The sequence below is a fragment of the Pseudodesulfovibrio tunisiensis genome, assembly GCF_022809775.1.
Lineage (GTDB): Bacteria > Desulfobacterota > Desulfovibrionia > Desulfovibrionales > Desulfovibrionaceae > Pseudodesulfovibrio > Pseudodesulfovibrio tunisiensis.
In genome coordinates this window covers 2,979,001-3,000,206 of record NZ_CP094380.1, presented here as the reverse complement: position 1 = coordinate 3,000,206, position 21,206 = coordinate 2,979,001, and the positions used below count along the sequence as shown (strand labels likewise).

The window sequence follows — 21,206 nt, the reverse complement described above, 5'->3', positions numbered from 1 at the left end:
AAGTCCAAGAAATAATTGGTCAGCGCCCCATGAACGGGATAACGTCATGATGAACCCTTATCACAGGATCAACCGCGAATGGAACAGCTCAGACAGTGGATGACCGCAAACGAAGACAAGCTCATGCTGCGCAGTCTGGAGCTGGCCAAAGAGCACGGCTACACCCAATACACGCCCCTGGTTCTGGAGGCATGGCGCATGCCCGTCGTCCGGCTTGCCAATGCGCTGAGCCAAACCATGGACGCGAATCCGGAGTTGCTGTCCGGACCGATTGCCGACGCAGGTCTGAAAAACAACCCGGCTTCCCGCTTCATCCGCAAACTGGCCCGCGACCATGGAGAACGCGGAATTTCCATGCCCCAGTTTCTCGGCCTGCTCAAATGCTTCCGTCTGGCGTTTCTTGAAACCGCAGTGGACCTCATGGCCGCCCCGGATGAGGTTGCCGCGGGACTGGACGGGCTGACGCGCTTTTTCGACCTGCTGGAGCTTTCGCTGGCCGAGGAATGCGAATGCGACGACCCCGAAGGAGCACTCGGACGCATATCCGAACGCAACCGGCAGCTTTCCGTGGACAGAAATCGTCTTCTGACTGTGCTCGAAAGCCTGTCCTGCCCGATTTTCGTGATTTCCCCGACGCGCAACGTGGAATCCATGAACAGCGCGGCAGCCGAACTGGTGGGGATGAACAATCTTCCCGGGGTCACGTATTATGCCGCCCGCGCGGACAGACAGGACCGACTGCGGGACAGCCCCCCCCTCGAAGCGCTCGCTCCCTGGCTGGCGAGCGAATTGCCCGATCTGCCGGATTCCCGGACCACGGATTCCTCCCAGTGCTTCGAGCTCAGGGCCGAAAGTTTCACGCCATCCAGAGTCTTTCAGGTGTCCATCTGTTCCCTGCCGGACAGCACGGGCAACTATTCCGGCCACTCCATCATTCTGGACGACATTTCCGGGCTGGAATCCATGCGGCGCAAGGCGGAAGTCGAGCGCAACCGGGCCGAGCACTATCTTGATATTGCCGGGGCCATGATCCTGGTGCTGGACACGGCCGGAAACATCAAGCTGATCAACAGGGAGGGCTTGCGCGTCCTTGGATACGAGGCCGACGAAATGCGGGGCATGAACTGGATCGAGCACGTGATTCCGCAGGAATCGCGCAACACGGTTCGGCAGGTTTTCCGCAGGGTCGCATCCGGGGAAAGCGGCATCCGCAAGGGCAAGGTCTTCAACGAGGTTCAGACCAAAGACGGCAGGCGGCGCATGGTGTCGTGGAACAACGCGCTGCTCAAGGGAGAAGACGGCAAGCCGTGCGGCATTCTCAGCTCGGGTACGGACATCACGGACATCCTCCGGGTGGAGCGCAACTACCGCTCCCTGTTCGATGCAGCAGCCAACGCGGTCCTGGTTCACGACATGAAGGGCCGGTTTCTGGACGCGAATCAGGCGGCCTGCCGCACCCTTGGGTACACCCGGCAGGAGCTGCTCGAACGCAGCATTACGGACCTCGAGCGGGACAACTACATGCGGCGGCTGCCCAGCCTGCTTCGCCGCATCGAACGGGAAGGCCATGCCGCCTTCGAAAGCACCCACACCACGCGCGAGGGCAGACAGTTTCCCGTGGCCGTCAACGCCACACTCGTGAAATACGACGGCGACAAGGCCGTCATGATCGTGGTCCGCGACATCACGGACCGCCTGCTGGCCGAGGAGGCCATGCGCCGCAGCGAAGAGAAGTTCCGCAGCATTTTCGAGACCATGCAGGAAGGGTATCTCGTGGTCAGTCTGGAAGGCACGATCCTCATGGCCAATCCGGCCGCAGCCGAAACGCTCGGATACACCGTGAAACAGTTGACCGGCATGCCCATGAACGATTTCTACGCAAACCGGCAGGACCGGGAGCGGCTGCGAAAACAGCTTCTGGCAACGGGCAGCGCCAAACGCCTCCAGTTTCCGGCGGTCAGAAGCGACGGTTCCACCATTATCGTGGAAGCCAGCGTACGCATGGTCAGAAACGAATCCGGTGATCCCGTAGCTTTCGAAGGCACGTTTCACGACGCCACGGACCGCATCCGAGCCGAGGAGATACTCAAGGACAGGGAGGCCCAGTACCGCTCATTTTTCGAAAACAACCATGCGGTCATGCTGCTGATCGACCCGCGCACCGGGGAAATCACGGATGCCAATCCCGCAGCCAAATCCTTTTACGGCTATTCGCGGGACAAGCTGAAGTCCATGCGCATCGATGAGATCAACACCCTCTCGCAGGAGGAAATCTTCCGGGAAATGGCAGCCGCCCGATCCGAACGCCGCAAGCATTTCCAGTTCCGGCACAGGCTGGCCAACGGGGATGTCCGGGACGTGGAGGTCTATTCCGGCCCGATCATGGTCAGGGGCACCCAGCTTCTGTATTCCCTCGTGCACGACGTGACCGAACGGGTCCATCTGGAGAACGAGACCAGACGCATGGCCACGGTGGACGCCCTGACCGGGGCATGGAACCGCCGCCAGTTCTTCGTGCGCGGCGAGCAGGAATTCAACCGGTTCCGAAGGTACAAGGGGCCCCTTGCCCTTTTCATGATCGACATCGACCACTTCAAACGCATCAACGACACGCACGGGCATCTGGCCGGGGACTGCGTACTCAAGGCATTGTCCGGATTCGCCATGCACACCCTCAGGGACACGGACGTGTTCGCCCGGGTGGGAGGCGAGGAATTTGCGGTGCTCCTGCCGGAACTCGATCTGGAAAACGCGCTGGCCGTGGCTGAACGCCTGCGTTCCGGCCTCAAGGGACTCAGGACCTCTTCGGAGACGGAAACCATTGTCTTTACCGTGAGCATCGGGGTCACTCTGGCCGATCCTTCGGACTCGGATATCGAGGCCGCTCTGGCTCGCGCGGATCGGGCGCTGTATCAGGCCAAGGACAATGGACGGGACCGCGTGGAAAGCCTCTGAAACACACGGCAAAACATGGTTCCGCATCAATCGCGCCTTCCTTTCAACCCCCTGCCAGTCAAGGAATATCCCGCAAACGACACAGATTCCCACCTACCGGGTTTTCTTTGAAAAAACCTTGACGTTTGCAAGGCCATTTGGAATATGTTCCTAAGTTTTAAGTGACGATTTTCACATTTAACACGATTGAAATTCCGGCACTACGCAACCCCGAAACCGACGTTCCGGGGGGTTTTTGTGGTTTTTTCGGAAATTTCAAGCAGATACCATGAGCTTTGAAAACACACTTGCCGAGCGAAAGCAGGAACTCGTAGAGGCCTGGGCTGACATGATCCTCGGGTCCTACCCCAAGGAAACGCAAAAAGTCTGGCGCAAACAACATGATCGCTTTCAGAATCCGGTCGGTGCGGCCATACACGAGGCCGCCCAGATGCTGTTCGATCATCTTCTTGAATGGAAAAACGCGGAGGGCATGGCCGAAGCCCTGGACAAGCTCATCCGCATCAGGGCGGTGCAGAATTTCACCCCTTCCCAGGCCCTGAGTTTCATCTTTCTGCTCAAGAAGCTGCTTCGGGACGAATTCTTCAAGACCATGGAACAGGAAGGCACGCTTGGCGAGCTTCTCCGGTTCGAGGCCAAGGTGGACAACCTCTCCATGATGGCCTTCGACATCTATTCCAAGAACCGCGAGGTCGTCTATCGACTGCGAGTGGAAGAGGTGAAGCGAGCCCAGCACAACCTGCTCAAACGCGCAAAAATGATCGTGGACGTTACGGCCGACAAGGCCGGAGGAATAGAGGCCGGCCCTGCGGAATCCCGCAAGGCCTAACCCGTAAGCGAGGTGACGGTAGATGAATGCTTTGTACTCTCTTCTGTTCGTCTTCCTGCTGGTGCTGATCCCGCTGTTCGGCGTCGGCGCGGCGCACATGAAGACGTTCTTCGGCGTCTGCGTCCCGACAACGGCGATGATCATCTTCGTCGTGGGATTCGTGTGGAAGATGCTCAAATGGGCCCGATGTGCGGTCCCGTTTCGCATCCCCACCACCGGCGGACAGCAGCAGGCCTACGACACCACCATGTTCAAGCAGAACAAGTGGGACAACCCCTCCACCGGCGCGCAGACTTTCGTCCGCATGCTGCTCGAGGTGTTCGCCTTCCGCTCCCTGTTCCGCAACACCAAGGTGTCCCTGCACCAGGTAGACGGCAAACCCGTCGTGGCGTATCGCTCCAACAAGTGGTTGTGGCTGTTCGCCATTGTTTTCCATTATTCTTTCTTCATCGTGGCCCTGCGCCATCTGAGGCTCTTCCTCGAGCCCATTCCGTTCTTCCTGCACGGTCTGGAATTCGTGGACGGCATCCTGCAGATCGGCGCCCCGGTCATGTATCTGACCGACGTGGGCATCGTGGCCGGCCTGCTTTTCCTGGCCGCCCGCAGGCTCTACGACAGCAAGATCCGGTACATCTCCCTGGTCACGGATTTCTTCCCCGTGTTCCTGATCCTGTCCGTGGCCCTGTCCGGCATCTACATGCGGTACTTCGCCAAGGTGGACGTGATCGCCATCAAGGAACTGACCATGGGACTGGTGACCTTCCACTACCACATTCCGGAAGGCATCGGCACGGCTTTCTACGTGCACGTCTTCCTGGTCAGCACGCTGATGGTCTACTTCCCCTTCAGCAAGCTGATGCACATGGGCGGCGTCTTCCTGTCTCCTACCAGGAACCTGCCGAACGATACCCGTATCCGGCACCACGAGAACCCCTGGAACCCGGACATCAAGCCCCACGCCTATGCTGACTACGAAAAGGAATTTGGCCCGGCCATGGCCGAAGCGGGTCTGCCGCTCGACAATCCGGAAAATGCCAAGTCCGCAGAATAGGTCCTGGGATACTGAAAGGTTAGACCCTTTTAATCTGGAGAGATAGGATATGTCCGACATCCCAAAAGCTGATGAGCTCTTCAAGAGCATAGACTATAATCCGCCCGCGACCGGGTGGATGGAGACTCCGGTGGATTTCTCGCCGGGCCACTGGTGCTACCCGGGCAAGGTCGAAAAAGTCCAGTACATGATGGACAAGATTCCCGGCGTGTTCGGCAACCCCCGCGAATGGTCACCGGATCAGGCCGACTGGAAGCTGCCCCCGAACTGGAAGGAAATCGTGATGAACGGTTTCCGGGAACGGTTGCACAAGTACCGCTCCCTCCAGGTCTTCATGGACATCTGTGTGCGTTGCGGCGCCTGCGCCGACAAATGTCACTTCTTCATCGGTTCCGGCGATCCCAAGAACATGCCCGTTCTCCGCGCCGAGCTGATGCGGTCCATCTACCGCGGCGAATTCACGCTGGCAGGCAAGATCCTGTCCAAGCTGACCGGCTCCCGCGTGATGACCGAAGACGTGCTCAAGGAGTGGTTCATCTACTTCTACCAGTGCACGGAATGCCGCCGCTGTTCCCTGTTCTGCCCCTACGGCATCGACACCGCGGAAATCACCATGATGGCCCGCGAGCTCATGCATCTGGTCGGTCTGAACATCAACTGGATCATGGAGCCCGTCTCCAACTGCAACATGACCGGCAACCACCTCGGCATCCAGCCCCACGCCTTCAAGGACATCGTGGACTTCATGGTGGACGACATCGAGGAAGTCACGGGTCGCAAGGTCAAGGCCCCGCTCAATGAAAAGGGCCACGAGATCATCTTCATCACCCCCTCGGGCGACGTGTTCGCCGATCCGGGCATCTACACCTTCATGGGCTACCTGATGCTCTTCGACTACCTCGACCTGGACTACACCATGTCCACGTACGCCTCCGAGGGCGGCAACTTCGGCCTCTTCACCAACTCCGAGGCCATGAAGAAGCTGAACGCCAAGATGTACGCCGAAACCAACCGTCTGGGCTGCAAATGGATTCTGGGCGGCGAGTGCGGCCACATGTGGCGCGTGATCAACCAGTACATGGACACCATGAACGGCAACCTGCAGGGTTCCCAGATGACCACGCCGAAAAGCCCGATCACCGGCACGGTCTTCGAAAACTCCGCAGCCACCAAGATGGTGCACATCACCGAATTCACGGCCGACCTCATCAAGCACGACAAGCTGCGCCTCGACCCGAGCCGCAACGACCATCTCACGGTCACCTTCCACGACTCCTGCAACCCGGCCCGCGCCATGGGTCTGCTCGAGGAGCCGCGCTACGTGCTCAAGGCGGTCTGCAACAATTACGTTGAAATGCCCCGCGGTACCACTCGCGAGGAAACCTTCTGCTGTGCGGGCGGTTCCGGCCTGAACACCGAAGAGATCATGGAAATCCGTCTGCGCGGCGGCCTGCCTCGCGGCAACGCGCTCCGGTACGTTCAGGACAAGAACAACGTCAACGTCATGGCCTGCATCTGCGCCATCGACCGCGCCACTCTGGTGCCTCTGGCCGACTACTGGGCTCCGGGCGTCACCATCGCCGGCGTGCACGAACTCGTGGGCAACGCCCTTGTCTTCGAGGAAGGCGAGGAGCGCACCATGGACCTCCGGCAGGAGCCCCTGCCCGGGTTCGAGGATGAGGATGACAACTGGACTCCCCCGAACATGGAGGATGCGTAAATGAAGATGCAGTATGGAGCCGCGATTGTCGCCGGCCTGGTCGTCTTCTTTGCGCTGCTGCTTTCCCCCTTTGTCGTGGGAAAGGCCAAAACCTACAAGCAGCCGGAACTCAAGCTGCCCGTGGGTGAAAAGCAGTGCATCGAGTCCACGGAGTTCATGCGCCGCGAGCACATGCAGCTCCTGAACGACTGGCGCGACTGGGCATTGCGCGACGGCAAGAGGACGTACATCAACCACGCTGGCAAGGAAATCACCATCAGCCTGCAGAACACCTGCATGAAGTGCCACAACAACAAGGCCGAGTTCTGCGACAAGTGTCATGATGATGCCGGTGTGTCCCCCTATTGCTGGGATTGCCACATTCAGCCGGAGGGGTTGAAATAATGAAGAACAACAGACGTACCTTCATCAAGATTGCCGGTCTGGCCGCTGCCGGACTGGCCGTCGCCCCGAAAGCCACCCTTGCCTCGGGCGGTCACTCCCCGGTCAAGGTGAACAAGGACTCGGCCCACGCCAAGCGCTGGGCCATGGTCATCGACACCACCAAGATCAATACGGACGAAGACTTCGCTCCGCTCATCAAGGCGTGCCACTCCATCCACAACGTGCCGGACATTCCGGGCAATCAGAACGTCAAGTGGATATGGACCGCCCCCTACGAGCAGGCCTTCCCCGAGCAGCTCAACCCGCACCTCGACGACACGGTCAAGGAACGGAGATACGCCCTGCTGTGCAACCACTGCGACGAACCCCCGTGCGTTCGCGTGTGCCCGACCAAGGCCACGTTCAAGCGCCCGGACGGCATCGTGGCCATGGACTACCATCGCTGCATCGGTTGCCGCTACTGCATGGCGGGTTGCCCCTACGGCTCCCGTTCCTTCAACTGGGGCGAACCCCGGGAACATCTGGACCTTGAAGCCCTGAATCCCGAGTTCCCCACCCGCATGCGCGGTGTTGTCGAGAAGTGCAACTTCTGTGTGGAACGCCTCGCGGTCGGCAAGATGCCCGCCTGTGTGGATGCCAGCAACGGCGCCATCGTGTTCGGCGATCTCAACGATCCCGATTCTTCGGTCCGTCAGGTGCTGCGCGAGCGGTTCACCATTCGCCGCAAACCCACTGCCGGCACCGAGCCGAGCGTGTACTACATCATCTAAGGGGAGGCGAGAATGCTTGAAAGAGCCTTGAAAGGATCTCCGAGATACTACGGCTGGATAGCCTTCCTGCTGGTGGTCATCGGCCTTGGAGCCGCAGTCTGGATCAACCAGCTCATGGTCGGCATGAAGATCACGGGCCTGAGCAGGGACGTTTCCTGGGGTTTCTACATCTCCCAGTTGACGTATCTGGTCGGTCTTGCCGCCTCCGGCGTCATGATCGTGCTGCCCCACTACTTCCATAACTACGAAAAAAACAAGAACATGGTCATCTTCGGCGAATTCATGGCCATTGCAGCGTGCGTCATGTGCATGCTGTTCGTCGCCGTGGACGTGGGGCAGCCCAGCCGCATGCTCAATGTGGTTCTGCACCCCACGCCGAATTCCATCCTGTTCTGGGACATGACCGTGCTGTGCGGCTACCTGTTCCTGAACCTGCTCATCGGCTGGACCTGCCTGTCCCGCGATCGCGCGCACATGAAGCATCCCGGCTGGCTGAAGCCCTTCATCTACATCTCCATCATCTGGGCCTTCTCCATCCACACCGTGACCGCATTCCTGTACCAGGGCCTGCCCGGCCGCCACTACTGGCTCACCGCCATTCTGGCTGCCCGCTTCCTGGCCAGCGCGTTCTGCTCCGGTCCCGCGATCCTGCTGCTCGTCATGAAGGCAACCGAGAAGTTCACCAACTTCCAGATGCCCAAGGATGCCGTGAAGACTCTGGTCAAGATCATCATCTACGCCATGTGCGTGAACATGTTCTTCCTGGCCCTGGAATTCTTCACCGCCTTCTACTCCAACATGCCGGGCCACATGCACTCCATCGTGTACCTGTTCGCAGGCGAGCATGGACACACTGAAATGGTTCCCTTCATGTGGGCCTTCCTCATTCTGGCCACTGTCTGCCTGATCCTGCTGATTCCGCCCCGCTGGCGTGAAAATCAGAAGATCCTGCCCTGGGCGCTCGCCATGCTGATCGTGGCCACCTGGCTGGACAAGGGCCTTGGCCTGCTCATCGGCGGTTTCAACCCGAATCCGTTCGGCACCATCACCCCGTACTGGCCCACCGGCAAGGAACTCATGGTCTCCATGATGGTCTACGCCATCGGCGCCCTGATCGTGACCGTGCTGTTCAAGATTGCCACCGACGTCAAGGAAGAGCTCAACGAAGCCCAGGCCCTGCCCTGCGGCTGCTCCACCGACGACGAATGCGACTGCACGGCTGAAAAGGCCGAAGCCTAGCTGCTTACCGTCACCTCGATAGGTACAAGGCAAATCCAAAGGCCCGCTCAACCGAGCGGGCCTTTTTCTGTCTTCGGCAACCCGCCCCAATCCGAACCGCCCGATGCGCACCACCTGCATCAGGGTGCCGATGGCGGCCGCACATGGTCGTGAAGAACAGGATGTTGTGGGTTTCTCCGGCCGGGATGCGATACAGGTCGGTCAGCATGACCGACACCAGCACGATGCCCGTATACAGCACGAGCACATGCTGGACCGCTGCGGCGAACTCCATGGCCATTCCGGACGAGGCCGTGCCGTGTTCACAGAATGAAGTCATGTTGCCGCCCGAGTGTCCGAAGGTGATGCGTCAGGAAAAACGTGCTGCCGTCGATGAAAAGGGGTGCCTGGAATATTCCATGCTTTTTTCGATGCCGCAATACCCTGCTTGACACGTGAAGCAACGGTCTGTCATCAGAATGAAAGACAACCCGAAAACTTTCGGAGGTGGGCAATGAGTCGCAAGGTCAAGTCCGTTCGAGTTCCGAAAGAGTTGGAAACTCTGGATCTGTCCGGGGTTATCCGGGAATGTGAAAAATATTTGCGCGATCTGGAGTCCGCCACCATGCTCAAATCCGGCGGCAACCGGGAGGCGGCAGAAGCCCTGCTCAAGACGCGTCAGGCCGATCTGGGCCGCAAGGTGGGGCTGCTCGTGTGGGAAGCGCGCGTGGAATATGGCAAAAACAAGGAAGAATAGATGAAGCCCAAAACCGCCAGGGAATCCGAAGTGGTCATGACCCATCTCGTGCTGCCCCAGGATACGAATCCTGCGGGCAACCTGCACGGCGGAGTCATTCTCAAGCATATCGACATTGCCGGGGGCGTGGTGGCCAAACGCCACTGCCGCACCAATGCCGTCACCGTGTCCATCGACCGCATGGCCTTTCAGCAGCCCGCCTATGTGGGCGAACTGCTCATATTCAAGGCCAGCCTGAACCACGTGGGCCGCACCAGCATGGAAATCGGAGTACGCGTGGAAGCCGAAGACCTCATGACCGGCGAGGTCCGGCACACCAATTCCGCGTATCTGACCTTTGTCAGTCTGGACGAAAACGGCAGGCCAGCCCCGGTTCCGCCGCTGGAAACCACGGACGAGACCTCGCGCCGCCGCTACAAGGAAGCCGAGATGCGTCGCACCGTGCGCCAGCAGGAACGCGCAAGGGAAAACGCCTCTGCCTGAAACTATCCCTTCGAAATAAAAGAAAAAGGCCCGGACAATTTCGTCCGAGCCTTTTTTTCATGATCGTTTCAACCGACAGCTACTTGGGTTCCACCACTTCGAGACCGCCCATGTAGGGCTTCAGGGCCTCGGGAATCACGATGGAGCCGTCCTTCTGCTGGTAGTTTTCCATCACGGCCACCAGACAGCGGCCCACGGCAAGGCCGGAACCGTTCAGGGTGTGCACGTAGGGCTTCTTCTTCGAACCAGACTCGCTGAACCGGATATTGGCGCGGCGGGCCTGAAAATCCTCGCAGTTGGAGCAGGACGAAATTTCCCGATAGGTGTTCTGGCCCGGCACCCAGACCTCGATGTCGTAGGTCTTGGCCGCGCTGAAGCCGATATCCCCGGAACACAGGGTGATCACGCGGTACGGCAGCTTCAGGAGCTGAAGAATGCGCTCGGCAGCCGAGGTCATGTCCTCCAGAGCCTCGTAGGACTTGTCCGGATGCACGAAATTGACCATTTCCACCTTGTAGAACTGGTGCAGACGGATCAGTCCCTTGGTGTCCTTGCCGTAGGAACCGGCCTCGGAACGGAAGCACGGAGTCTGGGCACAGAACTTGACCGGCAGCAGGGAACCGTCGATCACCTCGTCCGCAAACAGGTTGGTCAGCGGGACTTCGGCCGTGGGAATCATGAAATAGTCCCAGTTCTCCAGCTTGAACAGGTCTTCCTCGAACTTGGGAAGCTGGCCCGTGCCGGTCATGGTCTTGCGATTGACCATGAAGGGCGGAATCACCTCGGTATAGCCGTGGTGCGCGGTGTGCGTATCCAGCATGAGCTGGGCAAGAGCGCGTTCCAGACGGGCGCACCAGCCATAGCTCACGGAAAAACGGGAACCGGCCAGCTTGGCCGCGCGTTCGAAATCCAGACCGCCCAGTTCGGTGCCGAGATCCCAGTGCTCCCGGGGCTCGAAATCGAATGCTGCGGGCTCGCCCCAACGCCGGACTTCCGGGTTGTCCTCTTCGGACTTGCCAAGGGGTACGGAATCATGGGGGATGTTGGGAACGGCCATCATCCATTCCTGTTCGCTGGCCTCCACGGCGGAAAGCTCGCCGTCCAGTTCCTTGACGCGGGCGGAAACCTCGGCCATGCGCTCCAGCAGGTCGGATGCGTCCTGCTTTTCACGCTTGCGCCGGGCAATCTCCGGGCCGACCTTGTTGCGCTCGGACTTGAGCTGCTCGCCCTCGGCAATGAGTTCCTTGCGCCGGGCGTCCAGCCTGGTGAACTCGTCCACATCAATGGACGAATTGCGTTTCTTCAGGGCCTCCCGGACTACCGCCGGGTCCTTTTGCATCAATTTCAGATCAAGCATTCATGTACTCCTTGCAGGCAATGGCTCTTCACGTACACCAAGTCGCCACGGATATAAAGTCCGAGGCCGGGGCCCGGCCGCAAAATCCTCGGGAATCCCGAAATCACGCAATCTCCACGCTTCCGTACCACGTTGCGGCACGCTGAAAAACCATGCGGGAATTGCTGGATTACGGAAGGGAAATTGCCTATGAGCTTCCTGTCCGGCAACTCGCCGGACTGGAGGAACCAATGCCCGTGCATGATCCGGCTGCCTGCCGGATACCCTACCCTTCCGGCTGTCTGAACGCGATCTTCGTGGCCCGCCACAAGCGGTTCACCGTGGAATGCCGCGTGGACGGACCGGACGGCATGCAGACCGTGCTTGCGCACACCAACAATACCGGGGCCATGTCCGGCCTGCTCAGGCCCGGCAGCCGCGCCCTGCTCTCGCCCGCATCCAACCCCGCACGCAAGCTCAAATGGACTCTGGAGGCCCTTGCGTTTCACGACACGCTCGTGGGCGTGAACACCCTGACTCCGAACCGGATGCTCAAGCGGGCATGGGAAACCGGCGCCATCCCGGAACTGCGCGGATATGCCACATTCCAGCCCGAAGCGAAAATCGGCGACAGTCGATTGGACGCGCATCTGACCAGTGACGGCCCGGACCTGTGGGTCGAATGCAAGAACGTCACGCTGGTGGAAGACGATGTGGCCCGATTTCCGGACGCGGTCACGGTCCGGGGACAGAAGCATCTGCACGAACTCATGACTCTGGCTCGGACCGGAGCGCGCGTTGCCCTGTTCCTGCTGATCCAGCGCAACGACGCACATTGTTTCGGACCAGCGGATTTCGTGGACGAGGAATACGCCCGCCTGTTTTACGAGGCCCTGAACACCGGGGTCGAGGCATGGCCTTTCGTGGCCGAAATAACGGACTCGGGCATTGCCCTTGGTCAAAGACTTGATGTGGTGAAGGAATAAATGACCGGTCTCATCATTGGCGCCGTGATCATCAGTTTCGCGGCGGTTTTCGTGCGTCTTGCCGGAGTCGGCCCGGACGCAAGCGCGTTTTACAGGCTTGTCATCGGCGGACTCGGACTCGTGATCCTGCTCTGGCGACAGGGGGAGATATCCCGACTGCGTTCAAACATCTGGCTCTGGTCGCTGGGCATTGCCGCGTGCTTTGCCGCAGACCTGTTCTGCTGGCACAGAAGCATCCTGTTCGTCGGGCCGGGCATGGCCACCATGCTGACCAACTTTCAGGTCATCGTGCTGTCAGCCGTGTCCGTGCTCCTTCTGGGGGAAAAAGTCAGGCCAACCTTTCTGGCCTCCATGGCTCTCGCCCTGATCGGGCTCTATCTCATGGTCGGCGCGGGCTGGGCCCAGTTCACGGAAACATACCGCACCGGCGTGCTGTTCGGTCTGGCCAGCGCCACGGCCTATTCCTTTTATCTGCTCAGCCTGCAATACACCGTAACCCGCACCCGGCACCACAACCCGATTGCGGTTGCCGCAAGCATGGCCCTGTGTGCCGGAATGCTGGCCGGAGTCAACATGCTGATCCACGGGGAATCCTTCGTGATCCCGGACGGCAAGGCTCTTGCCTCGATTCTGGCATTGGCGCTGGGCTGCCACACCGTGGGCTGGTTTCTCATCACCCGGGGCATGCAGCACGTCAGCACATCGCTGGTAGGCCTCATACTCCTGCTCCAACCCACCCTTTCCTACATCTGGGACGTGCTGTTCTTCGGCAAGACCGTCAGCGTGACCGAAGGAATTGGTGCCATGCTGGCACTTGTCGGGATATATCTGGGCTCATGTCGCAGCAAAAGCAAACGCAACAAAGCACAAACGACATAGCCAACTTCTTTAGAACAATCGTTCTGCCAAAATCAGAAGCCATTATTATAATGGTTTCAGCAATGTACTTTTTTCTCCGCAGTAGATATGTAACAGTTGAGGATGAGAAAACGGCACGGTGAACTCACTGTATACCAAGGAGGGGAAAGCCATGCTGCGGAATTTTGGAATCAAGATCAGAATATTGTTTCTGATTGTACTGTTGATACTGTCCACGCTGCTTGCCAGCGGGGCCTTTACAGTGGGATTGAATTCCCTTGCAGAGCAAGGAGTTGAAGATGCCACGGAAGCCATGAAGATCGGCTTTGAACGTACTCTCAAGTTTGCGGTGCAATCCTTGGCCACGAAGCTGGGTGATGCCGTGGAAAAGGCCAAGGCCAAGGGACTGGACCCGCAACCTGTGGTGCAGGAAGAACTGCTCAAGGTGCGGTTTGGTGAAGATGGTTACTACTTCGCCTATGACATGTCCGGTACGGCCGTTGCCCATCCCATCCGGCCGGAGCGCATTGGTCAGAACAACATGAACTCCAAGGACGTGAAGGGCAATGCCTACATCAGGGACATGGTGGACAAGGCCCAGAACGGCGGCGGATTCGTGACCTACTGGTTTCCCAAGCCCGGCGAACAGCAGCCTTCGCCCAAGCAGGCATATGCGATGAAGATCCCCGGCACCGACTATTTTGTGGCCACGGGAATCTATATTGATGTGATAGAGGCTAGACGGATCGCCATTCAGAAGACCTTCACCGACTTCACCAATTCCCTGATCATGTGGATCGGGCTGGGTATCCTCGCGCTTCTGGCCCTGTTTGTCGTGCCCGTCGCATGGGTCATCGCAGGCAGCATCACCAAGCCGCTGTTCCGGTGCGTGGACTTCACCAAGACCATGGCTACCGGCGATCTGCGCCATTCCCTGAACGATACCCACAAGGACGAACTGGCCCAGCTCTCCAACGCCATGGACGACATGATGACCCGTCTGCGCGACGTGGTCCTGAACGTCCAGTCCGGCAGCGACAGCGTGGCCGCAGGCGGCGAGGAACTCTCCGCCTCCTCGGACAGCCTGTCCCAGGGCGCGACCCAGCAGGCTGCCGCGCTTGAGGAAGTGGCCTCCAGCATGGAGGAAATGACCTCCAACATCACCCAGAACGCGGACAATGCCCGCACCACGGAAGGCATCGCGCTCCAGGCTGCGCAGGATGCGGAAAAGGGCGGCTCGGCCGTTGCCGGGACCGTGGAATCCATGAAGAAGATCGCGGAACGCATTACCATCGTGGAAGACATCGCCCGCCAGACCAACCTGCTCGCCCTGAACGCGGCCATCGAGGCAGCGCGTGCAGGCGAACACGGCAAGGGCTTTGCGGTCGTGGCCGCGGAAGTCCGCAAGCTGGCCGAGCACAGCGCCACGGCAGCAGGCGAGATCAGCGAGCTCTCCGCCTCCAGCGTGCAGGTTGCCGAGGAAGCCGGGGAAATGCTGACCCGCATGGTCCCGGACATCAAGAAGACTGCGGAACTGGTGCAGGAAATCGCGGCGGCCACCACGGAACAGAACTCCGGGGCCGAGCAGATCAACAAGGCCATCCAGGAACTGGATCAGGTGGTGCAGCAGAACGCGGCCGCATCCGAGGAAGTGGCCTCCACCTCCGAGACCCTGTCTGCACAGGCCATCGAACTCCAGCGCGAGATCAGCTTCTTCCGCGTCTCCAGCGGCGGCTCGGCAGGCCACAAGCCCACTTCGGGCCCCAGAGTCACGACAAAGCCGCAAAAGCCCAAGGCGCTGGCCGCAGCTCCCAAGCCCAAGGCCAATCCTCCGGGCAACGGCATGGACCTCGACATGTCCGGCGATGATGACGACTTCGAACGCTTCTAGCCCATCAAACCTCAACGGCCCCGGGATTCCTTATCCCGGGGCCGCTTTTTTTCGGATTGTGTTCAATATGCACTGAAACTACCCCCTTCCACTCAACACCACCATTTCCCGGTCATTTCTGTAAATTGAACACCTTGGTTGCCTATCCTTGCACACATCCCCATAAATGGAATACATAGGATACAAATTTCTGTGGAGGTGAGACGTGAAAGCTATCTGTCCAAAAGCAATGGTTTGGCATAAAATTCATCAAAAACTCAATATTGCATGGGAGCGAAAAGGTGGAGAAGGAGAAAGGCCTCCTATTCCGCTTATTCTTGCGGGGTGGGCATATTCAGATGACTATGAAAAAGCCATCCGATGGAGACAAACCGTGGAGTGGGCAGAGAACAACTCTTTAGCAGATATAATCCCAGAGTTAACGGATGAGGATTGGTATTATGGATAAAATCTTATGAACATCAAAAAATACTTCAGAGACTAAAACAAGGTCACAGTAATTACGAAGAAGAAGCCTTTGGGAGCTGCACACCGAGACATGAAATCCCGGGGCCGCTTTTCGTTTTTCCGGTCGATCGCCGATCAGTCCTGTCGCCCCGCGCCTCTTCACCTGTTTGTCCAAGGCGCGAAAAAGGTGTACTGAAACCACAAAAAACATCCGCCCTGCCCTTCAACCGGAGATCACCCATGATCCGCTGCTTTGTCGGCATCCCCATGCCCGAGGAATACCGGAAGAAACTCAAGTCCCTGTCCGACATGCTCGGGTGCGGCCTCAAGTCCGCCATGGCCTGGACCAGACCCGAAACATGGCACCTCACCCTCAAGTTCATTGGTGAAATCCCGAAACCCGACGTGCCCGGGGTGCAACAGGCCCTGTCCGACGTGCAGTTCGGCAAATTCCTGTTTCAGGCCGGAGGATGCGGCTGTTTCCCGGACAGAAAACGGCCCCGCGTACTCTGGAAGGGCGTACGCAAGGGAGCCTTGGAATGCCGCGAACTGGCCGGACAGGTGGAAGACGCGCTCGCGCCTCTGGGCATCGAGCGCGACAGCCGCGATTTTTCCCCCCATCTGACCTTGGGACGGGTCAAACGGCTGCGCGAGGATGATTGGGAAGGCAGCGTGTTCACCTGCGCCAACAGCGCATGGCCCGCATTCCAGGTCACGGAATTCGTGCTCTGGAAATCCGACCTCACGCCGCAGGGCGCGGTACACACGCCGTTGCAGACCTATCCGTTGTATTGAGAAGAAATCCCCGAGCCAATGTATGGTCAGGGATTTTCGATGTGATCCATGAGCGCAAGCGCGTCCACGGGTTTGAGCAGGCAGTCGTGATCGTTCAGAAACGCCCGAGCCCGGGCGCAGTCGCGAGGCAGGGTCGCAAGAAGGATGATCAGCCGCGACCATCCGGGCATGCGCACCTCCATGGTCATCACGGCCTGTTCATGCTCCCTGCTCCAGGCATTGGTGTTCAGCACCACCACGTCGAAATCCGTGGCCGTGACCGCATCCACGCCCTCTCCGAGTCCATGCACCACGGACACGTCCAGACCGCGCACACCAAGCCGCTTGGCCAGAATGGACAGGGAGTGCCACTCATCATCCACGAACAGGACGCGGCCCGTTTGCGCAGGAACGTCGGCCACGCAAAAACGGCTGGACATTCCGCGCACGATCAGTCGCCCTCGACCGCTCTGGCAATGCTCTTGAGCACGGCTTCCAGTTCGCAGGGCTTGACCAGATAGTCGAACGCGCCCAGTTGCAGGCACAGGCTGGCCTCGGCCTCGCCCCCGTGTCCGGTGAGAATGATGACCTGAAGATTCGGGGCCATGATCTTGATGACCTTGAGGGTTTCCAGACCGTCCACGTCCTCCATCTTGAGGTCCAGCAGCACCACGTCGAAATCCATCTCGCGCAGAATCTGGAGCGCACGACGGCCGCTGTTGACCTTGGTGGTTTCCATGCCGCGCACCGTCAACCGTTTGGACAGTGCGGCGGCATAGGAAACTTCGTCGTCAACAATGAGCACCCTGACGGGTGATTTCTCGTCAACGGTTCGGGTCATCCGGAATACCTTGTGGTGATTTCCTTCATCTGGGCCTGAATGATCTTTTCCTCGTGCCGTTCCTTCTTTTCCTTGGCTCCGCGCACCACGGCGATGAGCTGGTCTATGTCGCAGGGCTTGAGCAGGTAGTCGAAGGCGCCCTGCTTCATGCCTTCTATGGCGGATTCGATGGTGCCGTGCCCGGTGAGCATGACCACCTCGGCAAGGGGATGATTGGTGCGGATTTCCTTGAGGGTCTGAAGCCCGTCCATGCCGGGCATCTTCACGTCGAGGATCACCACGTCGATCTCGTCATCATTGGTCAGGGCGTCCAGGGCCTCGGGGCCGCTTTCCGCAGTGGTCACATCCAACTCCCGGGAAGCAAGCCGTTTTTCCATGATGCTCAGGAAACTCGTCTCGTCATCAACCAGCAGTACCTTTGCGATCTTCATAACGCCTCCCATAGTACGGGTTAGTCTTCTTTAGGGGTTACGGGAATGCGGACATGAAACGTGGTTCCCACGTTCAGTTCGCTCTCCACGGTTATTTCGCCCCCCATCTTGTTGACCACGCCAAAGCAGATGGCGAGCCCGAGGCCAGTCCCCTTGCCTACGGGCTTTGTCGTGTAGAAGGGTTCGAAAATTCTTGCCAGATTGGCCGGGGGAATGCCGTCGCCGTTGTCCTGCACGTCGATGACCACGCTGTCCGCCTCGGCATGAGCGCGCACAACGATATGGCCATGGTCGACATGCGTGGCGTCGATGGCGTTGTTGAGCAGATTCAGGACGACCTGCTGCAACTCCGTGGGCGACGCCGTGACCTTGGGCAATCCCTCGTCGAATTCCTTGTCTATACGAATATTGCCGAGCCGGGCCTTCTGCACGCTCAGGGAAATGATCTCCGTGAGCAGGTCGTACAGGTCCACCGGGCTGGTACGCGGATCGGTGCGCCGGGCAAAACTGAGCAGCTTGTGCGTGATGTCCTTGCACCGCCGCCCCTGAAGCACGATCTCGGTCAGGGATTCCTCGATCTCCTTCACGTTCTTTTCCTCGGTGAAGTCGCGGAACTTCATGAGGTCCTGACACCACCCCGCGCTTTCGACCATGATGGCCACGGGGTTGTTGATCTCGTGCGCAATGCCTGCGGCCAGTTCGCCGATGGCGGCCAGCTTGCCGGTCTCCACCATCTGCTTTTCCATGACCTCCTGCGTCTCCTCGGCCTGCACTATGGTGCGCTGCATGCGGTTGGACAGCACCACCACGGTGAACACGATGCCCAATGTGCCGAGCAGGGAAATGGCAATGGCAATGAACCGGGCGTTGTACAGGTTGACCAGTGCGTCGTTCTTGGACTGCTGAAACACGAGAATCCAGTCCCCGCCCTTGAGGGGCGCGGACACGAAAACATAGTCATCCTCGCCATCGCCGCCCTCGTGCTCCACGTAGCGGGCGTTGAAACCGGGCTGGCGATCCTTGGCGAGCAGGGAGAGGACCGCGGGTTCAACCGCAATGTCGCTCCGCCGTTCGGTCTGGAACTCCCCCTTGCGATTGATGATGAAGGCCGCCCCGGTTTCCCCGACATGGATGGCCTTGACCAGCTGGTTGAAGGCCGTGAAATTCACTGTGGCGCGGAGCAGCCAGGGTTTGCCGTCCGCCGAGATGCGCGAGGTGACGATGAAATGCGGAATGCGACGGATGCCCAGAAACACGTCGCTGACGAAATTTTCCCGCTCCACGGCCTGCCGGAACCAGTCCGCAGTGGCGTAATTGGCCTCGACCAGCTTGTACGGTCCGGCATAGGCCACCTGCGTTCCCCCGGGGTCGATCAGACCGAGGTCGTCGAACACGCCGGGATACACGGACTGGAGCTTGTCGAGCTTGGTCCGAAGCGCGCCGGATTCGCGAAACTGGTCCACGGAATAGATGGCGGTTTCCATCTTGATGTTGCGCACCCGGGCCGTGAGATAGGTGTCGATGTCCCGGGCATGGCGTTCCACGAACGCCTTGAGGTAGTCCGCGGTCTTTTCCGTGTAGGAGGTGTGGTAGAAGTAGTAGAGAACCCATGTGCCGATGAACAGTGCGCCCAGGGACACGAAAATGGACATGAACATCATCCTCTGGCCGAGGTTGATCTTGCGGTCCTCCCTTTTCGCGTCTCCCTGCTCCCGCCCTGTGGCGGTGCGCCTGGTTGTTTCGGTCATGCGGTTCCCCCGGGCGGGTTGCGAATTCCGGGGCCCGCTCGGGGCCCCGGAACGTGAATGCGTTTTTTCCTGCTACAACAGGTAGTATGTGGCGGCCAGACCGGTCAACGACATCGTGATGGTGTAGGGCAGAGCCAGCACCACCATGCGGCCGTAGGACAGTCGGATCACCGGAGCCAGAGCCGAGGTGAGCAGGAACAGGAACGCGGCCTGACCGTTCGGCGTGGCCACGCTCGGGATGTTCGTGCCCGTGTTGATGGCCACGGCCAGCTTGTCCAGATGATGGATGAGCTGGTCGGCCTGCGCAGCAGCGGCGGCAGGCAGCTGGGCCAGCACGTCGGCACGGTTCAGATGCGGATCGGTCAGCTTGTCCATGAGTTCCTGACCGGTCATGCCGATGTTCGGAATGGCGTTCATGGCCTGAACAAAGTGCATCTTGGTCTCGGAGATGTACACCGTGGCCACGAACACGTTGTCCGAAATCATGGAGAGAATGCCGTTGGCCATGTAGTAGGCCGCAAGCTGCACCTGACCCTGCAGGCTGAGCACGAAGTCGATGACCGGCTTGAACAGATGCTGTTCGTGGATCACGCCCACGATGGAGAAGAACACCACCAGCAGAGCGGTGAACGGCAGAGCCTCTTCAAACGCCTTGCCGAGCTGATGTTCCTCGGTCACGCCGGTCAGCGCGGTCAGGATGACGATCACGGACAGACCGATGATGCCCACTGCGGCCAGATGGAAGGCCAGAGCCAGCACCAGCCAGACGCCGGTCAGAGCCTGAACCACGAGCTTGGCCTTGCCCTGCATGCCGCGCTTGCTTTCCATCTCGATGGCGGTTTCCAGCAGATAGGACCGGATGTTGCCGGGCATTTTCGCACCGTAGGTGAACAGGTGGAACTGCTCCACGCAGATGCAGGTCAGCAAGCCAACAGCCAGCACGGGCAGGGAGATGGGGGCCACTTCCAGAAAAAACGGCACGAAGTGCCAGCCCATTTCCGAACCGATGAGCAGATTCTGGGGCTCACCCACCAGCGTGCACACGCCGCCAAGGGCCGTGCCCACGGCGCCGTGCATCATCAGGTTGCGTAAAAATGCACGAAACTGCAGCAAGTCGGCCCGATCCTTTTCCTTGACGGCCTGATCGTTGCAGAGGTCATGCGCGCCGCTCGCACCGGAGCCGGACGCAAAGCGGTGATAGACATTGTAGAAGCCGTAGGCCACGGCAATGATCACTGCGGTCACGGTCAAGGCGTCCAGAAACGCGGACAGCACGGCTCCGGCAAGGCAGAACAGCAGCGAGATCAAGATCTTGGAGCGAACCCGGACCAGAATGCGGGTAAAGGTGAACTGGAGGAAGTCCTTCATGAAGTGGATGCCTGCAACCATGAAGATCAGAAGCAGGATGACTTCAAAATTATTCAGGGCTTCGTGATACACGGTCTCCGGGCTGGCCATGCCCAGAGCAACGGCCTCGATGGCCAGCAGACCGCCCGCGGGCAACGGGTAGCATTTGAGCGCCATGGCCAGAGTGAAGATGAATTCCGCAATGAGCACCCATCCGGTGATGAAGGAGCCCACGGTGTAGAGCAGTATGGGGTTCAGAATCAGAAAGACAAGAATTGCCTTCTTGTACCATCCCGGCGCGGAGCCGAGGAAGTTCTTGCCAAATGCTTGGCCCAACGTTTGTGACATTTTCCAGAATCTCCTCAAAAACAGGTCATACA

At 59.2% G+C, this 21,206-nt stretch carries 21 protein-coding genes; 14 read left to right on the top strand and 7 right to left on the bottom strand.

The features are described 5' to 3' along the window. Positions 1 to 78: 78 nt before the first annotated feature. The 7 genes from MPN23_RS14385 (at position 79) to dsrP (ending at position 8,948) form a co-directional block, all read left to right on the top strand. On the top strand, positions 79 to 2,955 hold the full coding sequence (locus MPN23_RS14385) for a PAS domain S-box protein (protein ID WP_243544895.1): 2,877 nt from the start codon (positions 79 to 81) through the stop codon (positions 2,953 to 2,955). Positions 2,956 to 3,223: 268 nt separating this feature from the next. Then, positions 3,224 to 3,784, top strand: a complete 561-nt coding sequence (locus tag MPN23_RS14380; protein WP_243544894.1) for an RsbRD N-terminal domain-containing protein — start codon at positions 3,224 to 3,226, stop codon at positions 3,782 to 3,784. A gap of 22 nt (positions 3,785 to 3,806) precedes the next feature. Beyond that, positions 3,807 to 4,835: a sulfate reduction electron transfer complex DsrMKJOP subunit DsrM gene (gene dsrM, locus MPN23_RS14375; RefSeq protein ID WP_243544893.1), complete on the top strand. Its 1,029-nt coding sequence runs from the start codon at positions 3,807 to 3,809 to the stop codon at positions 4,833 to 4,835. 49 nt (positions 4,836 to 4,884) lie between these two features. After that, the gene (dsrK, locus tag MPN23_RS14370; RefSeq protein ID WP_243544892.1) at positions 4,885 to 6,555 is read left to right on the top strand and encodes a sulfate reduction electron transfer complex DsrMKJOP subunit DsrK; all 1,671 of its coding nucleotides are present in this window, start codon (positions 4,885 to 4,887) and stop codon (positions 6,553 to 6,555) included. Beyond that, a complete protein-coding gene (gene dsrJ / locus MPN23_RS14365; RefSeq protein ID WP_243544891.1) occupies positions 6,556 to 6,939 on the top strand; it encodes a sulfate reduction electron transfer complex DsrMKJOP subunit DsrJ in 384 nt (127 codons plus the stop codon). Next, entirely contained in the window at positions 6,939 to 7,709 is a 771-nt protein-coding gene (gene dsrO, locus MPN23_RS14360; protein WP_243544890.1) for a sulfate reduction electron transfer complex DsrMKJOP subunit DsrO, read from the top strand. Before dsrJ ends, dsrO begins: the two co-directional genes overlap by 1 nt. Positions 7,710 to 7,721: 12 nt before the next feature. Further along, positions 7,722 to 8,948: a sulfate reduction electron transfer complex DsrMKJOP subunit DsrP gene (dsrP, locus tag MPN23_RS14355; RefSeq protein WP_243544889.1), complete on the top strand. Its 1,227-nt coding sequence runs from the start codon at positions 7,722 to 7,724 to the stop codon at positions 8,946 to 8,948. 10 nt (positions 8,949 to 8,958) lie between these two features. On the opposite strand, the gene MPN23_RS14350 is transcribed toward dsrP, so the two are convergent. Continuing rightward, positions 8,959 to 9,267 (bottom strand): hypothetical protein, encoded by a 309-nt coding sequence (locus tag MPN23_RS14350; RefSeq protein WP_243544888.1) that lies wholly within the window; start codon positions 9,265 to 9,267, stop codon positions 8,959 to 8,961. 174 nt (positions 9,268 to 9,441) lie between these two features. Here MPN23_RS14350 and MPN23_RS14345 point away from each other — a divergent pair, with 174 nt between their 5' ends. Both MPN23_RS14345 and MPN23_RS14340 read left to right on the top strand, forming a co-directional pair. Beyond that, positions 9,442 to 9,684: a hypothetical protein gene (locus tag MPN23_RS14345; protein ID WP_243544887.1), complete on the top strand. Its 243-nt coding sequence runs from the start codon at positions 9,442 to 9,444 to the stop codon at positions 9,682 to 9,684. Continuing rightward, a complete protein-coding gene (locus tag MPN23_RS14340) occupies positions 9,685 to 10,167 on the top strand; it encodes an acyl-CoA thioesterase (protein WP_243544886.1) in 483 nt (160 codons plus the stop codon). A 79-nt stretch (positions 10,168 to 10,246) separates the two neighbouring features. Here the strand turns inward: MPN23_RS14340 and serS are convergent, their stop codons facing one another. Further along, positions 10,247 to 11,524 carry a serine--tRNA ligase gene (serS, locus tag MPN23_RS14335; RefSeq protein ID WP_243544885.1) on the bottom strand — a complete coding sequence of 426 codons (1,278 nt, stop codon included), beginning with the start codon at positions 11,522 to 11,524 and terminating at the stop codon, positions 10,247 to 10,249. 230 nt (positions 11,525 to 11,754) lie between these two features. Between serS and sfsA the strand changes: the two genes are divergently transcribed. The 5 genes from sfsA to thpR all read left to right on the top strand — a co-directional run bounded on the left by sfsA (position 11,755) and on the right by thpR (position 16,480). Beyond that, complete coding sequence (gene sfsA / locus MPN23_RS14330; RefSeq protein ID WP_243547402.1) at positions 11,755 to 12,489, top strand: DNA/RNA nuclease SfsA; 735 nt, start codon at positions 11,755 to 11,757, stop codon at positions 12,487 to 12,489. Next, positions 12,490 to 13,368: a DMT family transporter gene (locus MPN23_RS14325; RefSeq protein WP_243544884.1), complete on the top strand. Its 879-nt coding sequence runs from the start codon at positions 12,490 to 12,492 to the stop codon at positions 13,366 to 13,368. It abuts the gene before it with no gap. Between the two features lie 151 nt (positions 13,369 to 13,519). Beyond that, positions 13,520 to 15,238 carry a methyl-accepting chemotaxis protein gene (locus MPN23_RS14320; protein ID WP_243544883.1) on the top strand — a complete coding sequence of 573 codons (1,719 nt, stop codon included), beginning with the start codon at positions 13,520 to 13,522 and terminating at the stop codon, positions 15,236 to 15,238. Positions 15,239 to 15,443: 205 nt separating this feature from the next. Then, positions 15,444 to 15,686, top strand: coding sequence for a hypothetical protein (locus MPN23_RS14315; RefSeq protein ID WP_243544882.1), 243 nt, complete (start codon positions 15,444 to 15,446; stop codon positions 15,684 to 15,686). 239 nt (positions 15,687 to 15,925) lie between these two features. Next, on the top strand, positions 15,926 to 16,480 hold the full coding sequence (gene thpR / locus MPN23_RS14310; RefSeq protein ID WP_243544881.1) for an RNA 2',3'-cyclic phosphodiesterase: 555 nt from the start codon (positions 15,926 to 15,928) through the stop codon (positions 16,478 to 16,480). A gap of 26 nt (positions 16,481 to 16,506) precedes the next feature. On the opposite strand, the gene MPN23_RS14305 is transcribed toward thpR, so the two are convergent. The 5 genes from MPN23_RS14305 to nhaB all read right to left on the bottom strand — a co-directional run bounded on the left by MPN23_RS14305 (position 16,507) and on the right by nhaB (position 21,174). Next, positions 16,507 to 16,899, bottom strand: coding sequence for a DNA-binding transcriptional response regulator (locus MPN23_RS14305; RefSeq protein WP_243544880.1), 393 nt, complete (start codon positions 16,897 to 16,899; stop codon positions 16,507 to 16,509). Between the two features lie 11 nt (positions 16,900 to 16,910). Continuing rightward, entirely contained in the window at positions 16,911 to 17,300 is a 390-nt protein-coding gene (locus tag MPN23_RS14300; RefSeq protein WP_243544879.1) for a response regulator, read from the bottom strand. Further along, positions 17,297 to 17,731 (bottom strand): response regulator, encoded by a 435-nt coding sequence (locus tag MPN23_RS14295; protein ID WP_243544878.1) that lies wholly within the window; start codon positions 17,729 to 17,731, stop codon positions 17,297 to 17,299. Before MPN23_RS14295 ends, MPN23_RS14300 begins: the two co-directional genes overlap by 4 nt. A 20-nt stretch (positions 17,732 to 17,751) precedes the next feature. Continuing rightward, positions 17,752 to 19,479: a sensor histidine kinase gene (locus tag MPN23_RS14290; protein ID WP_243544877.1), complete on the bottom strand. Its 1,728-nt coding sequence runs from the start codon at positions 19,477 to 19,479 to the stop codon at positions 17,752 to 17,754. Positions 19,480 to 19,551: 72 nt separating this feature from the next. After that, complete coding sequence (gene nhaB / locus MPN23_RS14285) at positions 19,552 to 21,174, bottom strand: sodium/proton antiporter NhaB (RefSeq protein WP_243544876.1); 1,623 nt, start codon at positions 21,172 to 21,174, stop codon at positions 19,552 to 19,554. Between the last annotated feature and the right edge of the window lie 32 nt (positions 21,175 to 21,206).

Bases quoted from the DNA above. Each gene is read 5' to 3' on its own strand.
- MPN23_RS14385 (WP_243544895.1), top strand. From the start codon at position 79: ATGGAACAGCTCAGACAGTGGATGACCGCAAACGAAGACAAGCTCATG.
- MPN23_RS14380 (WP_243544894.1), top strand. From the start codon at position 3,224: ATGAGCTTTGAAAACACACTTGCCGAGCGAAAGCAGGAACTCGTAGAG.
- dsrM (WP_243544893.1), top strand. From the start codon at position 3,807: ATGAATGCTTTGTACTCTCTTCTGTTCGTCTTCCTGCTGGTGCTGATC.
- dsrK (WP_243544892.1), top strand. From the start codon at position 4,885: ATGTCCGACATCCCAAAAGCTGATGAGCTCTTCAAGAGCATAGACTAT.
- dsrJ (WP_243544891.1), top strand. From the start codon at position 6,556: ATGAAGATGCAGTATGGAGCCGCGATTGTCGCCGGCCTGGTCGTCTTC.
- dsrO (WP_243544890.1), top strand. From the start codon at position 6,939: ATGAAGAACAACAGACGTACCTTCATCAAGATTGCCGGTCTGGCCGCT.
- dsrP (WP_243544889.1), top strand. From the start codon at position 7,722: ATGCTTGAAAGAGCCTTGAAAGGATCTCCGAGATACTACGGCTGGATA.
- MPN23_RS14350 (WP_243544888.1), bottom strand. From the start codon at position 9,267: ATGACTTCATTCTGTGAACACGGCACGGCCTCGTCCGGAATGGCCATG.
- MPN23_RS14345 (WP_243544887.1), top strand. From the start codon at position 9,442: ATGAGTCGCAAGGTCAAGTCCGTTCGAGTTCCGAAAGAGTTGGAAACT.
- MPN23_RS14340 (WP_243544886.1), top strand. From the start codon at position 9,685: ATGAAGCCCAAAACCGCCAGGGAATCCGAAGTGGTCATGACCCATCTC.
- serS (WP_243544885.1), bottom strand. From the start codon at position 11,524: ATGCTTGATCTGAAATTGATGCAAAAGGACCCGGCGGTAGTCCGGGAG.
- sfsA (WP_243547402.1), top strand. From the start codon at position 11,755: ATGCCCGTGCATGATCCGGCTGCCTGCCGGATACCCTACCCTTCCGGC.
- MPN23_RS14325 (WP_243544884.1), top strand. From the start codon at position 12,490: ATGACCGGTCTCATCATTGGCGCCGTGATCATCAGTTTCGCGGCGGTT.
- MPN23_RS14320 (WP_243544883.1), top strand. From the start codon at position 13,520: ATGCTGCGGAATTTTGGAATCAAGATCAGAATATTGTTTCTGATTGTA.
- thpR (WP_243544881.1), top strand. From the start codon at position 15,926: ATGATCCGCTGCTTTGTCGGCATCCCCATGCCCGAGGAATACCGGAAG.
- MPN23_RS14305 (WP_243544880.1), bottom strand. From the start codon at position 16,899: ATGTCCAGCCGTTTTTGCGTGGCCGACGTTCCTGCGCAAACGGGCCGC.
- MPN23_RS14300 (WP_243544879.1), bottom strand. From the start codon at position 17,300: ATGACCCGAACCGTTGACGAGAAATCACCCGTCAGGGTGCTCATTGTT.
- MPN23_RS14295 (WP_243544878.1), bottom strand. From the start codon at position 17,731: ATGAAGATCGCAAAGGTACTGCTGGTTGATGACGAGACGAGTTTCCTG.
- MPN23_RS14290 (WP_243544877.1), bottom strand. From the start codon at position 19,479: ATGACCGAAACAACCAGGCGCACCGCCACAGGGCGGGAGCAGGGAGAC.
- nhaB (WP_243544876.1), bottom strand. From the start codon at position 21,174: ATGTCACAAACGTTGGGCCAAGCATTTGGCAAGAACTTCCTCGGCTCC.